The sequence below is a fragment of the Pseudomonas sp. TR47 genome (assembly GCF_044143025.1).
GTDB lineage: Bacteria > Pseudomonadota > Gammaproteobacteria > Pseudomonadales > Pseudomonadaceae > Aquipseudomonas > Aquipseudomonas putida_E.
On the sequence record NZ_JBHFCS010000005.1, the window covers coordinates 14,684 to 29,310 of the forward strand.

The 14,627-nt window shown below is 62.7% G+C and carries 13 protein-coding genes; 8 read left to right on the forward strand and 5 right to left on the reverse strand.

The window, feature by feature from the left end:
• Nucleotides 1-33 precede the first annotated feature (33 nt).
• Nucleotides 34-2,484, forward strand: a complete 2,451-nt coding sequence (locus ACEWE8_RS07025; protein WP_395589246.1) for a penicillin-binding protein 1A — start codon at nt 34-36, stop codon at nt 2,482-2,484.
• 70 nt (nt 2,485-2,554) lie between these two features.
• Here the strand turns inward: ACEWE8_RS07025 and ACEWE8_RS07030 are convergent, their stop codons facing one another.
• The 3 genes from ACEWE8_RS07030 to rpmE all read right to left on the reverse strand — a co-directional run bounded on the left by ACEWE8_RS07030 (nt 2,555) and on the right by rpmE (nt 5,042).
• The gene (locus ACEWE8_RS07030) at nt 2,555-3,823 is read right to left on the reverse strand and encodes a malic enzyme-like NAD(P)-binding protein (protein WP_039603148.1); all 1,269 of its coding nucleotides are present in this window, start codon (nt 3,821-3,823) and stop codon (nt 2,555-2,557) included.
• Nucleotides 3,824-4,002: 179 nt separating this feature from the next.
• The gene (locus ACEWE8_RS07035) at nt 4,003-4,824 is read right to left on the reverse strand and encodes a thermonuclease family protein (protein WP_046787048.1); all 822 of its coding nucleotides are present in this window, start codon (nt 4,822-4,824) and stop codon (nt 4,003-4,005) included.
• A 2-nt stretch (nt 4,825-4,826) separates the two neighbouring features.
• Nucleotides 4,827-5,042, reverse strand: a complete 216-nt coding sequence (gene rpmE, locus ACEWE8_RS07040; RefSeq protein WP_012312321.1) for a 50S ribosomal protein L31 — start codon at nt 5,040-5,042, stop codon at nt 4,827-4,829.
• A gap of 167 nt (nt 5,043-5,209) precedes the next feature.
• Between rpmE and ACEWE8_RS07045 the strand changes: the two genes are divergently transcribed.
• The 3 genes from ACEWE8_RS07045 (at nt 5,210) to ACEWE8_RS07055 (ending at nt 10,056) form a co-directional block, all read left to right on the forward strand.
• Nucleotides 5,210-7,429, forward strand: a complete 2,220-nt coding sequence (locus ACEWE8_RS07045; RefSeq protein ID WP_046787047.1) for a primosomal protein N' — start codon at nt 5,210-5,212, stop codon at nt 7,427-7,429.
• 190 nt (nt 7,430-7,619) lie between these two features.
• On the forward strand, nt 7,620-9,356 hold the full coding sequence (argS, locus tag ACEWE8_RS07050) for an arginine--tRNA ligase (protein ID WP_046787046.1): 1,737 nt from the start codon (nt 7,620-7,622) through the stop codon (nt 9,354-9,356).
• 1 nt (nt 9,357) lies between these two features.
• Nucleotides 9,358-10,056 (forward strand): SPOR domain-containing protein, encoded by a 699-nt coding sequence (locus ACEWE8_RS07055; RefSeq protein ID WP_046787045.1) that lies wholly within the window; start codon nt 9,358-9,360, stop codon nt 10,054-10,056.
• A gap of 45 nt (nt 10,057-10,101) precedes the next feature.
• Here the strand turns inward: ACEWE8_RS07055 and ACEWE8_RS07060 are convergent, their stop codons facing one another.
• A complete protein-coding gene (locus ACEWE8_RS07060; protein WP_039602507.1) occupies nt 10,102-10,521 on the reverse strand; it encodes a TM2 domain-containing protein in 420 nt (139 codons plus the stop codon).
• A gap of 176 nt (nt 10,522-10,697) precedes the next feature.
• Here ACEWE8_RS07060 and ACEWE8_RS07065 point away from each other — a divergent pair, with 176 nt between their 5' ends.
• Entirely contained in the window at nt 10,698-11,315 is a 618-nt protein-coding gene (locus tag ACEWE8_RS07065) for a C40 family peptidase (RefSeq protein ID WP_046787044.1), read from the forward strand.
• A 36-nt stretch (nt 11,316-11,351) separates the two neighbouring features.
• Here ACEWE8_RS07065 and ACEWE8_RS07070 read toward each other — a convergent pair whose 3' ends face one another.
• Nucleotides 11,352-12,350: a type IV pilus twitching motility protein PilT gene (locus tag ACEWE8_RS07070; protein ID WP_046787043.1), complete on the reverse strand. Its 999-nt coding sequence runs from the start codon at nt 12,348-12,350 to the stop codon at nt 11,352-11,354.
• A 65-nt stretch (nt 12,351-12,415) separates the two neighbouring features.
• Here ACEWE8_RS07070 and ACEWE8_RS07075 point away from each other — a divergent pair, with 65 nt between their 5' ends.
• Genes ACEWE8_RS07075 through ACEWE8_RS07085 form a run of 3 tightly spaced genes read left to right on the forward strand, consistent with a single transcriptional unit; the run spans nt 12,416 to nt 14,560 of the window.
• Entirely contained in the window at nt 12,416-13,102 is a 687-nt protein-coding gene (locus ACEWE8_RS07075; protein WP_046787042.1) for a YggS family pyridoxal phosphate-dependent enzyme, read from the forward strand.
• Nucleotides 13,103-13,140: 38 nt separating this feature from the next.
• Nucleotides 13,141-13,959 (forward strand): pyrroline-5-carboxylate reductase, encoded by an 819-nt coding sequence (proC, locus tag ACEWE8_RS07080; protein ID WP_046787041.1) that lies wholly within the window; start codon nt 13,141-13,143, stop codon nt 13,957-13,959.
• 10 nt (nt 13,960-13,969) lie between these two features.
• Nucleotides 13,970-14,560, forward strand: coding sequence for a YggT family protein (locus ACEWE8_RS07085; RefSeq protein ID WP_046787040.1), 591 nt, complete (start codon nt 13,970-13,972; stop codon nt 14,558-14,560).
• Nucleotides 14,561-14,627: the final 67 nt, after the last annotated feature.

Consider the following 14,627-nt stretch of genomic DNA (forward strand, 5'->3'; position numbering starts at 1 on the left):
TTCACCCCTCAACCTGGACACCCAAAAGCCTTGATACGTCTGCTGAAGTTCTTCTGGTGGTCTTTCGTCGCAGTCATCTGCGCGCTCGTACTCGGTGTGAGCGGTGCGTTTCTGTATCTTAGTCCCAACCTGCCGTCGGTCGATTCGCTCAGAAGCATTCAGTTGCAGATCCCCCTGAGGGTGTACAGCAGCGACGGCAAGCTGATCGCCGAGTTTGGCGAAATGCGCCGCTCGCCCATCCGTTTCGCGGACATTCCCCCGCAATTCATTCAGGCGCTTCTGTCAGCCGAGGACGACAATTTCCTCAATCACTACGGCGTTGACCCGGCCAGCCTGATGCGCGCCGCGACCCAACTGGTGAAAACCGGTCATATACAGACCGGCGGCAGCACAATCACCATGCAGGTGGCGAAGAACTTCTTCCTCACCAGCGAGCGCAGCTTCTCGCGCAAGACCAACGAGATTCTCCTGGCCCTGCAGATCGAGCGCGAACTGACCAAGGACGAGATCCTCGAGCTGTACGTGAACAAGATCTACCTGGGCAACCGCGCCTACGGCATCGACGCTGCCGCACAGGTTTACTATGGCAAGTCGATCCGTGACGTGAGCCTGGCGCAGATGGGGATGATCGCCGGCCTGCCCAAGGCACCGTCGCGCTTCAACCCTCTGGCCAACCCGGTGCGTGCAAAAGAGCGTCGCGACTGGATCCTGGGCCGCATGTACAAGCTCGGCAAGATTGACGAGGCGAGCTACCAGGCCGCCCTGGCCGAACCGCTCAACGCCAGCTACCACGTATCGGCGCCGGAGGTTAACGCGCCTTACATCGCCGAGATGGCCCGTGCCGAAATGGTTGGCCGCTATGGCAGCGATGCGTATACAGAGGGTTTCCGCGTCACCACCACAGTGCCGAGCGACATGCAGGAAATGGCCAACAAGGCCGTTCACGGTGGCCTGTCCGATTATGATGAGCGCCACGGCTACCGCGGCCCTGAATCGCGCTTCCCGGGCAAAGGCCAGGCTCCCTGGCTGCAGGAATTGAACAAGCAGCGCACCTTGGGCGGGCTGGAGCCGGCCATCGTTACCCAGGTTGAAAAAAGCGGCCTGAAAGTACTGACCCGCGGCGGCAAGGAAGAAGACGTCGCATGGGAAACCATGAAGTGGGCGCGCCCGTTCATCAATAGCAATGCGCAGGGCCGGGCGCCACAATCGCCGGCAGACGTGGCCCAGGTTGGCGACCTGGTGCGCGTGCAGCGGCTGGACGACGGCAAACTCAAGTTCAGCCAGGTACCGGCAGCGCAGAGCGCGCTGATCACGCTGGACCCTTACAACGGCGCCATCCGTGCGCTGGTTGGCGGTTTCTCGTTCGAGCAGAGCAACTACAACCGCGCCATGCAGGCCAAGCGCCAGCCCGGCTCAAGCTTCAAACCGTTCATCTATAGCGCGGCGCTGGACAGCGGCTACACCGCCGCCAGCCTGGTCAACGACGCTCCGATCGTGTTCGTCGACGAATACCTGGACAAGGAATGGCGACCCAAGAATGACACCAACACCTTCCTCGGCCCGATTCGCATGCGCGAAGCGCTGTACAAGTCGCGCAACCTGGTATCGATCCGCTTGCTGCAGGCCATGGGCGTAGGCCGCACCATCGACTACATCACCAAGTTCGGCTTCAACAAGCAGGATCTGCCGCCCAACCTGTCGCTGGCATTGGGCACCGCGACCCTGACGCCCATGGAAATCGCCACTGGCTGGAGCACCTTCGCCAACGGCGGTTACAAGATCAACCCGTACCTGATCGAGCGCATCGAGAGCCGCAACGGCGAGACACTGTTCACCGCCAACCCTGCGCGCGTGCCGCAGGGCGCCGAGGACGACGCAGGCCTGGCGGCACCAGAGCAGCCGATCAGCACGGCGTCGCTGCCTGGTGAGGCGCCGTCGGCTGCCAGCCCGCCCGCCCCTGCTCCACAAGTGCCGGTAACCGCCGAGCAGATCATCGATGGCCGTACCACCTATATCCTCACCAGCATGCTGCAGGACGTGATCAAACGCGGGACCGGGCGCCGCGCCCTGGCCCTGGGTCGTACGGACCTGGCGGGCAAGACCGGCACCACCAACGAGTCCAAGGATGCCTGGTTCTCCGGCTACAACGCCGATTACGTCACTACCGTCTGGGTCGGTTTCGACCAGCCGGAAACCCTGGGTCGCCGCGAATACGGCGGGACGGCTGCCCTGCCGATCTGGATGAGCTTCATGGGCGCGGCCCTGAAGGACAAGCCCAACCACCCGCCTGCAGAACCGGAAGGCATCCTCAGCCTGCGTGTCGACCCGGTCAGCGGCCGTGCGGCCTCCCCGAGCACGCCTAACGCGTATTTCGAACTGTTCAAGGCTGAAGATTCGCCACCATCGGTGGATGAACTGGGCAACGGTGCAGCGCCGGGCAGCCCGCTGCCGGCCGATGAAGCGGCGCCCATGGATTTGTTCTGAGCCGACAGCTTGCAGCTTGAACCCAAAAAAAAACCGGCTCATATGAGCCGGTTTTTTTTTGCACCCTGCTTCAGCCGTTGAATACTTCGTCAACGCTGTTGAGCGGGTAGTGCTTCGGATATGGCAGGGTAGCCACGCCGGATTCGATGGCAGCCTTGGCTACGGCATCGGAAACGACGGTGATCAGGCGTGCGTCCAGCGGCTTCGGAATGATGTACTCACGGCCGAATTCCAGGCCTTCAACGCCATAGGCTTCGCAAACTTCCTTAGGCACCGGCAGCTTGGCCAGGTCCTTCAGGGCGATAGCGGCGGCGATCTTCATTTCTTCGTTGATACGCTTGGCGCGAACGTCCAGGGCACCACGGAAGATGAACGGGAAGCCCAGCACGTTGTTGACCTGGTTCGGGTAGTCGGAACGACCGGTAGCCATGATCACGTCGTTGCGGGTGGCATGAGCCAGCTCTGGCGAGATCTCCGGGTCCGGGTTCGAGCAGGCGAACACGATCGGGTTGGCAGCCATCGATTTCAGGCCTTCCGCGCTCAGCAGGTTCGGGCCGGACAGGCCAACGAACACATCGGCACCGTCCAGGGCATCAGCCAGGGTGCGCTTGTCGGTAGCGTGAGCGAACTGGGCCTTGTACTGGTTCAGGTCGTCACGGCCAGCGTGGATCACGCCGCTACGGTCGATCATGAAGATGTTTTCGACCTTGGCGCCCATGCTGACCAGCAGCTTCATGCAAGAGATGGCGGCAGCGCCGGCACCCAGGCAGACGATCTTGGCGTCTTCGAGCTTCTTGCCCGCGATTTCCAGGGCGTTGATCATGCCGGCAGCGGTAACGATAGCGGTGCCGTGCTGGTCATCGTGGAACACCGGAATATCGCACTGCTCGATCAGGGTGCGCTCGATTTCGAAGCACTCGGGTGCCTTGATGTCTTCGAGGTTGATGCCACCGAAGGTGATCGAGATGCGGCGAACGGTGTCGATGAAAGCTTGCGGGCTTTCCGACTCGACTTCGATATCGAACACGTCGATACCGGCGAAACGCTTGAACAGAACGCCCTTGCCTTCCATGACCGGCTTGGAAGCCAGTGGGCCAAGGTCACCCAGACCGAGGATGGCGGTGCCATCGGAAATAACTGCAACAAGGTTGCCCTTGCCAGTGTATTTGTAGGCCAGCTCAGGATCACGGCCGATTTCACGCACCGGTTCTGCAACACCTGGGCTGTAGGCCAGGGCGAGATCGCGGGCGGTGGCGGTGGGCTTGGAGAGCTCGACGCTCAGTTTCCCCGGACGAGGTTGAGCGTGGTATTCGAGAGCGGCGGTTTTCAGGTCTGACATGGTGGGCATTCCGCTATTTACTGTTCTGACGGACCGCCGAGGATACGCAAAGAGCCGGGGAGCCACAAGACTGGTCGGTCACTTGTGTCAAGGCCTTTAGCCTACGACTTTACGCTATAACACACGGGGGCATTCGAACAACAGTGTGTACAATCCAATAGCGAAATGTCTACATCTTTTCAGCTTGAAATGCGTTCCAGCATGCTCGGATCGGTGATTGGCAACACCCAGCGTCGCTGCCCCGGCTTGAGCCCACCCTTGCGGGAACGATCCAGCACCCAACCCCGCGCCTCGACCTGGCGTCCTTTGAGGTTATCGAAGAAGCCGACGGGGAAGTTGCGTTGCAGACGAGCGGGAACCTGCAGCACCACGTCAGTTTCAAGTTCCAGCCAGACTCCACCGCGATTGCGTGCAATATTCCGGATGCTGCCGCCGATCACCGCGAAGCCCGACTGGCGAACCTGGCTGGCGCGAAGTACCGGTGAAGGGCGCCAAAGGCCAGCGCCTGCCTTGCGCGCCGATTGCTCGGCCACTCGCTGGCACGCCACCAAACGCACATTGGGCGCAACCGCGACGCGATAGCCAAGCCCTTCGCCAAGCAATCGGGCTTCAAGATTGTCGCCACTGCGGGCGTAAACGTGTGCCAGCGTGCGGCCGTACTTGTCCTTGGGCTCGACGCCGAGCACCAAGCCGACACGGCCGTCGCTGGCTTTGACCAAGGCTTGCAAACGCCGCTTGGCGGCCTCGGCAAAAGGTTCGCTGGTGCGCCCCTTGCGCCCTATCTCCGGGGCGTTGATGCCAATCATGCGCACGCTGCGACCATCGGTAAGGCGCAGGGTATCGCCATCGACCACCTGACGCACCGCCACGATCTGCGGCCTGTCCGGCAATGGGCAAAACGCCAGGGCCGGCACTTGCCAGAGCGCGCCCACAAAAAAGGCGCCCACAAGGGGCGCCTTTTTCAGCAACAACGCGAAGCCCGAAGGATTCGCCATGCGCATGATTACTTCTTGGTACCGAACATACCGAAGCGATCGGCGAAGCGCTGAACGCGACCACCGGTGTCCAGCACTTTCTGCTTACCGGTGTAGAACGGGTGGCACAGGTTGCAAACGTCGATCGCCAGGGTGCTGCCCAGGGTCGAACGGGTTTCGAATTTGTTGCCGCAGCTGCAGGTCACAGCAACTGCTTCGTAGTTCGGATGAATATCAGCTTTCATGGTCACTTCCTCGAGCTGCGTGCCGCCACCCAACACCAATTGTTGAATACCGCACGTAATTAGGCGGGGAATAATACCAGAGCGCCGCGTCGACGCAAGTTGTCGCTTGCACCGACTGTCGTCTGATAGGCTCGCCAGTCTTCGAAACGCCCTGCGAGACCTTACGCGTGTCCGACGTCATCCTGCGCCTTGCCCTGCCCTCCCCCCTGCGTCGCCTGTTCGACTACAGGGCGCCGGCGAGCATGGCGCGCCAGGCACTCACCCCGGGAATGCGCATCCGGGTGCCGTTCGGCCGCCGCGAGATGATCGGCGTGCTGGTGGAGGTCTGCGACCACAGCGAGGTCCCTGCCGACAAGCTCAAACCGGCCAGCGCCCTGCTCGACCCGGTTTCACCGGTGCCGGCGCCGCTGTTCAAGCTGTGCCTGTGGACGGCCCAGTACTACCAGCACAGCCTCGGCGACACCCTGAGCTGGGCCTTGCCCACCTTGCTGCGCCAGGGCGAGCCGGCCGAGATGCGCCAGGAGCGCTTCTGGCACGTGGCCCCAGGTGCCCGCCTTGAAGACCCGCGCATCGCCCGCGCACCGCGCCAGCGGGACGCCCTCAGAACGCTGGCGCAACACCCGCACGGCGTTGCGCACAGCCTGCTGAGCAAGCTCAACCTTAACAAGGACAGCCTTGACCTGTTACTGGCCAAGGACTTGGTTCAGCTCGAAGTACGCCGCCACCTGCCGGATCAACGCCATGAGCACTGGCTGGCCCAGCCGGAACTGCCGCTCAACGAAGAACAGCGAGTGGCCTTCGAGGCCGTGCGCGATGGCTTTGGCAGCTTCAATGCGTTCCTCCTGGCCGGCGTTACCGGCAGCGGCAAGACCGAGGTCTACCTGCAACTGATCCGCGAAACCCTGGAAGCCGGCAAGCAGGCGCTGGTGCTGATCCCGGAAATCAACCTCGGCCCGCAAACCCTGGCGCGTTTCGAACAGCGTTTCAACGCACGCATCGCCTTGGTGCATTCGGCCGTCAATGACCGCGAACGCCTCGACGCCTGGCTGGCGGCGCGAGATGGCGAGGCGGATATCATCATCGGCACGCGCTCGGCGCTGTTCACTCCCATGAAGAACCCGGGCCTGATCATCATCGACGAAGAACATGACGGCTCTTATAAGCAGCAGGAAGGCCTGCGCTACCACGCCCGCGACCTGGCGATGGTGCGCGCTCACCAGGAGAACATCCCGATCCTGCTCGGCTCGGCCACCCCTTCGCTGGAAACCCTGCACAATGCCCTGACCGGCCGCTACCGCCTGCTGCGCATGAACCAGCGCGCAGGAGGTGCCCGCCCGCCACGCATGTTACGCCTGGATGTGAAAAGCCTGCCGCTGGACAGCGGCATCAGCGGCCCGCTGCAACAGGCCATCCGCCAGACACTGGAAGCAGGCCAGCAGGTGCTGGTTTTCCTCAACCGCCGCGGTTTCGCCCCGACGCTGCTATGCCACGACTGCGGCTGGCTCAGCGAATGCCCGCGCTGCGATGCCCGCATGACCGTGCATCAGCGCGCCGGCGTACTGCGCTGCCACCATTGCGGGTACGACGAACGCCTCCCGCACCAGTGCCCCAAGTGCGACCATGTCGACTTGCGCCCGGTAGGTGCAGGCACCGAGCGCGCCGAGGAACGTCTGAAGGTACTGTTCCCCGATTACCCGATCCTGCGAGTCGACCGCGACAGCACGGCGCGCAAGGACGCGATGCACAATTTGTTCAGCACCATTCAGCGCGGCCAGCCGAGCATCCTGGTCGGGACGCAGATGCTGGCCAAGGGGCATCACTTTCCGCGGGTGACCTTGGTCGCGATTCTCGATGCTGATGGCGGGTTGTTCTCCGGCGACTTCCGCGCCACCGAGCGCATGGCCCAGCTCATCGTGCAGGTCGCCGGGCGCGCGGGGCGTGCCGAGGAACCCGGCAAAGTGGTCATCCAGACGCACCTGGCCGACCACCCGCTGCTGGTGCAGTTGACCGAGCAAGGCTACTTCGCCTTTGCCGAACAGGCGCTGGACGAGCGCCGCGCCGCTGGCCTGCCACCGTATTCCCACCTTGCCCTGCTGCGCGCCGAAGCGCACAAGCCAGGGCAGGCCGAAGGTTTTCTCGACGAAGCCTGCAGCGCCGCGCAGCGCCTGGTGGCCGAGCAGCGCTTGCCCGGCATTGAACTGTTGGGCCCGGTGCCTGCTCCGATGGAGCGCAAGGCCGGGCGCTTCCGTGCGCAATTGCTGATACAGGCCGAAACCCGGGCACCGCTGCATCGACTGATCAGTGCCTGGTTGCTAGTGTTGGAGCAGCTTCCAGGCGGGCGGCAAGTACGCTGGTCGCTGGATGTCGACCCGGTCGACCTATATTGAGCTGTAAGCTGCAAGCTACAAGCAAGAGCAAGAGCAAGAGCAAGAGCAGGCCGGGCGATGGCGTTTGTTCTTGCAGCTTGAAGCTTGCAGCTCAAAGGTTGGCAACCCGGCCCCAGCAACGGATAATGCCCAGTTTTTCCACCTGCGCACCCAGGCGCTCCACCGCGCTAGCGGTCGAAAAGAGATCCCCATGAAAGACACCATTCGCCAGCTGATCCAGCAAGCCCTCACCCAACTCGTCACCGACGGTGTGCTGCCTGAAGGGCTGTCGCCGGCGATCCAGGTGGAAAACGCCCGGGACAAGACCCACGGCGACTTCGCCAGCAACATCGCAATGATGCTGGCCAAGCCGGCTGGCATGAAGCCGCGCGACCTCGCCGAAAAGCTGATTGCAGCCCTGCCGGCCAGTGCCGACATCAGCAAGGTCGAGATCGCAGGCCCAGGCTTTCTGAACTTCTTCCAGAACACCGACGCCCTGGCCAACCGCCTGGACGCCGCCCTTGCCGATGCGCACCTGGGTGCGCGCAAGGCTGGCCCTGCGCAGAAGGTGGTGATCGACATGTCGGCACCGAACCTGGCCAAAGAGATGCACGTCGGCCACCTGCGCTCCACCATCATCGGTGACAGCGTCGCCCGCGTGCTGGAGTTCCTGGGTGACCAGGTCATCCGCCAGAACCACGTGGGCGACTGGGGTACTCAGTTCGGCATGCTGCTGGCCTATCTGGAAGAAAACCCGATCACCAGCGACGAGCTGTCCGACCTGGAGAACTTCTACCGCGCCGCCAAGAAGCGCTTCGACGAGTCCGAAGAATTCGCCACCCGCGCCCGCGGCCTGGTGGTCAAGCTGCAGGCCGGCGACCCTGAGTGCATGGCGCTGTGGACGCGCTTCAAGGACATTTCGCTGTCGCACTGCCAGAAAACCTACGAGCTGCTCAACGTCAAACTGACCATGGCCGACGTGATGGGCGAAAGCGCCTATAACGCCGACCTCGCCAACGTGGTTGCCGACCTCAAGGCCAAAGGCCTGCTGGTCGAGGACCAAGGCGCCCAGTGCGTGTTCCTCGAAGAGTTCAAGAACAGCGAAGGCGAGCCGCTGCCCGTGATCGTGCAGAAGGCCGACGGCGGCTACCTGTACGCCACCACCGACCTGGCTGCCGTGCGCTACCGCAGCAATGTGCTCAAGGCCGACCGCGCGCTGTACTTCGTCGACCAGCGCCAGGCACTGCACTTCAACCAGGTGTTCGAAGTGGCGCGCCGCGCCGGTTTCGTCGGCCACCCGATGCAAATGGAACACATGGGCTTCGGCACCATGAACGGCGCCGATGGACGCCCGTTCAAGACCCGTGACGGCGGCACCGTGAAGCTGATCGACCTGCTCACCGAGGCCAAGGAACGTGCCTACGCACTGGTCAAGGAGAAAAACCCGAGCCTGGCCGAGGACGAATTGCGCCACATCGGTGAAGTGGTCGGTATCGGCGCGGTGAAATACGCAGACCTGTCCAAGCACCGCACCAGCGACTACAGCTTCAACTTTGAGCTGATGCTCAACTTCGAAGGCAACACCGCGCCCTACCTGCTGTACGCCTACACCCGCGTGGCCGGCGTGTTCCGCAAGCTGGGCAAGGGCTTCGACGAGGTGGAAGGCCACATCGTCCTGCAGGCTGCACACGAGCAGGACCTGGCTGCACGCCTGGCGCAATTCGGCGAGATCCTCAACAACGTCGCGGACAAGGGCACCCCGCATGTGTTGTGCACCTACCTGTACGACCTGGCCGGCCTGTTCTCCAGCTTCTACGAGAATTGCCCGATCCTCGCCGCCGAAACCCCCGAGCAACAGCAGAGCCGCCTGCGCCTGGCAGCCCTGACGGGTCGCACCCTCAAGCAAGGTCTGGAACTGCTCGGCCTGGAAACCCTGGAGCGCATGTAAGTTGGCTGCCAAGAAAAAACCAGCTCCCAAGCGCGGTGCAAGCCGCACCCAGGCACCGGCCAAACAGCCGATCCCCGGCTGGATATGGCTGGCGGTCGGCCTGACGGTCGGCGCCTTCATCGTCTTCCTGATGAAGCTCGAGCCTGGCGGTGGCGATATCAAGCGCGCCAAGCCCGAGCAGCAGAAGCCCGAGAAAGTTGCCGAGGCGGGCAAATCAACCGCGGCCGCTACGCAGCAGCCGGTAAAGCCCAAGTATGACTTCTACACCCTGCTGCCCGAGTCGGAAGTGATCGTGCCGCCAGAAGCCGTGCCTGAGAAGACGCCGCCTGTCCCAGCCCAGCCGGTCACCCCGGTCACACCTGCCGAAGCGGCGAAAATCGATACCGCGCGCGCCCAGGCTGCACTGTTGGGCCAAACGCCACCCCCGGCTCCGCCAGTGATCAAACCTGCGGCCACCACGCAGTACTTCCTTCAGGCCGGCTCGTTCCGCAAACAGGCCGACGCCGACAAGGTGCGGGCGCAGATCATCCTGTTGGGCCAGACGGTGAAGGTGGAGTCGGGCACGGTCAAGGATGAAACCTGGTACCGCGTGCTGGTCGGCCCATACAGCAACCGTGAGCAGTTGACCGGTGCGCAGAAGCAGCTGGCCGGAGCGGGGTTCAGTAACCTGCTACTGCAGCAGCGCCAGACCCGCCAGTAACGAAAAAGGCCTTGTCGCTCAGCGTGACAAGGCCTTTTTTTGTGCTCAACGGCGTTCGGCGTTGGCTTGGGAAACCTGGCTGTTCAGCGTCCAGAAGTCATACAGCACACCCACCAGGAACAGGCCACCGGTGAAGAAGTAGATGATCGCGGTGATCCACTTGCCCTGGTACAGGCGATGCACGCCAAAGATGCCGAGGAAGGTCAGCAGTACCCAGGCAATGTTGTAGTCGATGCGCCCAGACTGAAAACGCAAGTCAGCCTCGCGGTCCATCGACGGGATCAGGAACAGGTCGATCAGCCAGCCTATGCCAAGCAGGCCCAGGGTGAAGAACCAGATTGTTCCGGTGATCGGCTTGCCGTAGTAGAAACGATGCGAGCCCGTGAAGCCGAAAATCCACAACAGATAGCCGATGACCTTGCTATGGGTGTCGTGAAACGGCGCCCCTTGTTCATAACTGTTCATTCATAGCCCCCATGGGTTAGCCGAAAATTTTCTAAAAAAAAATGTGACTTTTGCGTCGCAGGCCGACGTACGGCAGCATGACAATCGACAAACGGATCAGAAATTGATCAAAAAGCTGTTATAAAGTTGCGCGCCAATACCAAAACCAACACCAAAACTTCACAAGAGCTTCATCTATGCCGCCTTTGTTCAAGACATGGCTGACCCTCTGCCTATTATTGCCCCTGGCCGCCCACGCCACCAACCGTGAGCAACGTCTTCCCAACGGTTTCACCGGCTATACCACCAATGCCACGGTGAAACACGTGCCCAGCAAGCACACCGCCTTGCGTGCACGCGCCAACAACGCCGGCCAGGTGCCAGTGGCTGCCATGTCGCCGAAACAGAGCAGCGACGTGCTCAGCCGCGCCGTGAATGTGCTCGGCACCCCTTATGTTTGGGGCGGCAGCAGCCCTAAAAAAGGCTTCGACTGCAGCGGGCTGGTCAAGTACGCCTTCAATGACGTGGCTGATGTCGACTTGCCGCGCACCTCCAATGCCATGGCAAAGGGCCACGGCGTGAAGGTGGCCAAAAGCGATCTCAAGCCTGGCGACCTGATCTTCTTCAACATCAAGAGCCGCCGCGTCAACCACGTAGCCATCTACCTGGGCAACGATCGCTTCATCCATGCACCGCGCCGCGGCAAGCGGGTGAGCATCGACAACCTGAGCAAGCCTTACTGGCAGAAGCACTATGTCGTGGCCAAGCGGGTGTTGCCGAAGGCGCCGCAGCAGCTGGCCCTGGCCAAGCGCTGACCTGGCCAGGCAACCGATGGATTGCTGGGGCCACTGCTACACGGCCCCGATCAACCCTTCGGTCTTCAATCGCTGCAACGCCCCCTCCATCGTCCGCATGCCCTGCGCAGCACCCGTCTGCATCACCGAATTCAATTGCGCCATGCGCCCCTCGCGGATCAGGTTGCGCACCGCAGGCGTTCCCACCAGCACCTCCCGGGCAGCCACCCGCCCACCCCGCACACACTTGACCAGCACCTGCGCCACAACCATACGCAGCGACTCCGCCAACATCGCTCGCACCAGCGGTTTCTCCTCGGCGGCAAACACCTCCACCAGCCGGTCGACACTGCCAGCAGCCGAGCGCGTATGCACCGTTGCCAGCACCAGGTGCCCGGTCTCCGCAGCGCGCAACGCCAGGCGAATCGTCTCCAGGTCGCGCAATTCGCCTATGACGATCACATCCGGATCCTGACGCAGCGCGCTGCGCAGCCCTTGGGAAAAGTCGCGGCAATGCCGACCGATTTCTCGCTGATTGATCAGGCTTCGCTGGCTGTTGTGGATAACTTCGACAGGGTCCTCGAGGGTGATGATGTGCAAGGACCGCTGCCGGTTCAGCTGATCGATCAGCGTCGCCAAGGTGCTGGATTTTCCACTGCCGGTAGGCCCGCCGAGCAGAATCAGGCCGTCAGTCCACTGTGCAACAGACCGAAACACATCTTCCAGGTCAAGCTCGTCGAGCGTCGCAATCCGCTTTGGGATCAAGCGAAAGGTGGCCGCCGGGCCATTCAACTGGCGGAACAGGTTCAGGCGAAAGCGCCCGAGCGAGGGCAGCTCCAGTGCCAGGTCCTGCTCATCACCTTGCGCCCACTGCTGGCGCCGGCACTCATCGAGCAGCGGCGCCAGGGCATCGGTCAACGCCGCTGGCGTCAAGTTCGGTAGCGCCATGCGCCGCAGCTCACCATCCACGCGCAGCATCGGTATCTCGCCCGCGGCCAGGTGCAGGTCACTCGCCCCTGCATCGCCAGCCCGGGCCAACAGGTCAGTCACGTCCATGAGACTCCCCAACAGCCATCAAGCAGGTAGAATGCCGCTGACTCCTGAGCCAACGGCATCGATCCATGTCCACCATAGCAGACAACCTTTGCGCCCTTGCCGCCCGTATCGATAGCGCAGCCAAGGCCGCTGGACGCGACCCGGCCAGCCTTCAGTTGCTGGCCGTCAGCAAGACCAAACCGGCCAGTGCCATCCGCGAGCTGCATGCCGCAGGTGTATGCGATGTCGGTGAAAACTACCTGCAGGAAGCCCTGGCCAAGCAGGAGGACCTGCGGGACTTGCCCTTGATCTGGCACTTCATCGGCCCCATTCAGTCGAACAAGACCAAAGCAATTGCCGAACATTTCGACTGGGTACACTCCGTGGACCGCCTGAAGATCGCCCAACGCCTGTCTGAACAACGCCCCCCAGGCCTGCCGCCTCTGAACATCTGCCTGCAGGTGAATGTCAGCGGCGAGGACAGCAAATCGGGGTGCGCCCCCGAGGACCTGCCGGCACTGGCCAATGCCGTGGCCGCACTGCCCAACCTGCGCCTGCGCGGGCTGATGGCGATCCCCGAACCCAGCGAGGACCGCGCCGAGCAAGAAGCCGCCTTCGCTAGCCTGCGCCAGCTGCAGGAGGGCCTGAATCTTGGCCTGGACACCCTGTCCATGGGCATGAGCCACGACCTGGAAGCTGCGATCGCGCAGGGTGCGACCTGGGTGCGTATCGGCACCGCCCTGTTCGGCGCCCGCAGCTACGGCCCCGCCTGATTCCATGCTTTACTCACTCTTTCCCTCAAGGACCTGACATGAGCAAGACACGTATTGCCTTCATCGGCGCCGGCAACATGGCTGCCAGCCTGATCGGCGGCCTGCGCGCCCAGGGCCTGGACGCCACGCAGATCCGCGCCAGCGATCCAGGCGCCGAAACCCGCACCCGGGTCCAGGCCGAGCACGGTATCGAGGTATTCGAAGACAACGCACAGGCCATCGTCGGGGCTGACGTGATCGTCCTGGCAGTCAAACCGCAGGTGATGAAAACCGTCTGCGAGGCCCTGCAGCCGAACCTGCAGGATGGCCAGCTGATCGTTTCGATTGCCGCCGGCATCACCTGCGCCAGCCTGCAGGCCTGGCTCGGCACCCGCCCGGTAGTGCGCTGCATGCCCAACACGCCGGCCCTGCTGCGCCAAGGCGTAAGCGGGCTGTATGCCACCGCCGAAGTGACCAGCACACAGCACCAGCAGGCCGAGCAGCTGCTATCGGCCGTCGGCACCGCCTTGTGGCTGGAGCATGAACACCAGCTCGATGCCGTTACAGCTGTCTCGGGCAGCGGTCCGGCCTATTTCTTCCTGCTGATCGAAGCCATGACTGCCGCCGGCGAGAAGCTTGGCCTGCCACGCGAAACCGCTACCCAGCTGACCCTGCAGACCGCACTGGGTGCCGCGCACATGGCGGTGGCCAGTGACGTTGACGCCGCCGAGCTGCGTCGCCGGGTCACTTCGCCAGCCGGCACCACAGAGGCCGCAATCAAGTCGTTCCAGAGCAACGGTTTCGAAGCCATCGTCGAGCAGGCACTGGCAGCCGCGGCGCAGCGTTCTGCCGAGCTGGCCGAGCAATTGGGCAAATAAGGAGTCTTAGATGAATGCATTGTCGGGCGCCGCGATCTTCGTGGTGCAAACCCTGGTCAGCCTGTATCTGGTGATCGTCCTGCTGCGCTTCGTGCTGCAGCTGGTAAAAGCCAACTTCTACAACCCGCTGTGCCAGTTCGCGGTGCGCGCCACGCAACCGCTGCTCAAACCGATCCGTCGCATCATCCCAAGCGTCGGCGGCCTCGATACCTCGTCGCTGCTGCTGGCGGTGGTGATCCAGGCTCTGCTGATGGGCTTTGTGCTGATGGTGACCTACGGCACCTTCGGTGATGTGCTGCACCTGCTGATGTGGGCGATCATCGGCATCACCTCGCTGTTCCTGAAGATTTTCTGGGTCGCGATGATCGTCATGGTGATCGTGTCCTGGGTCGCGCCGAACAGCCACAATCCTGCGGCCGAGCTGGCCTACCAGATCAGCGAACCCGTGCTGGCGCCGTTCCGCCGTATCGTGCCCAGCCTGGGCGGCATGGACATTTCGCCGATCTTCGCCTTCATCGCGATCCAGGTGCTGCAATCGTTTGTCATGCCGCCGCTGGCAGCCTATGCCGGCATGCCACAGGAACTGTGGCGGATGATCTGAGCCCTGTTGTTCCCGGCGGCAAGCCTTTGCTTGCCGCTGGGGGTAGCGCTCTTTAGACTTACGCCTC

Coding starts and splice junctions, on each gene's coding strand:
- ACEWE8_RS07030 (WP_039603148.1), bottom strand. CDS start 3,823: ATGTCAGACCTGAAAACCGCCGCTCTCGAATACCACGCTCAACCTCGT.
- ACEWE8_RS07035 (WP_046787048.1), bottom strand. CDS start 4,824: ATGCGCATGGCGAATCCTTCGGGCTTCGCGTTGTTGCTGAAAAAGGCG.
- rpmE (WP_012312321.1), bottom strand. CDS start 5,042: ATGAAAGCTGATATTCATCCGAACTACGAAGCAGTTGCTGTGACCTGC.
- argS (WP_046787046.1), top strand. CDS start 7,620: ATGAAAGACACCATTCGCCAGCTGATCCAGCAAGCCCTCACCCAACTC.
- ACEWE8_RS07060 (WP_039602507.1), bottom strand. CDS start 10,521: ATGAACAGTTATGAACAAGGGGCGCCGTTTCACGACACCCATAGCAAG.
- ACEWE8_RS07065 (WP_046787044.1), top strand. CDS start 10,698: ATGCCGCCTTTGTTCAAGACATGGCTGACCCTCTGCCTATTATTGCCC.
- ACEWE8_RS07070 (WP_046787043.1), bottom strand. CDS start 12,350: ATGGACGTGACTGACCTGTTGGCCCGGGCTGGCGATGCAGGGGCGAGT.
- ACEWE8_RS07075 (WP_046787042.1), top strand. CDS start 12,416: ATGTCCACCATAGCAGACAACCTTTGCGCCCTTGCCGCCCGTATCGAT.
- proC (WP_046787041.1), top strand. CDS start 13,141: ATGAGCAAGACACGTATTGCCTTCATCGGCGCCGGCAACATGGCTGCC.
- ACEWE8_RS07085 (WP_046787040.1), top strand. CDS start 13,970: ATGAATGCATTGTCGGGCGCCGCGATCTTCGTGGTGCAAACCCTGGTC.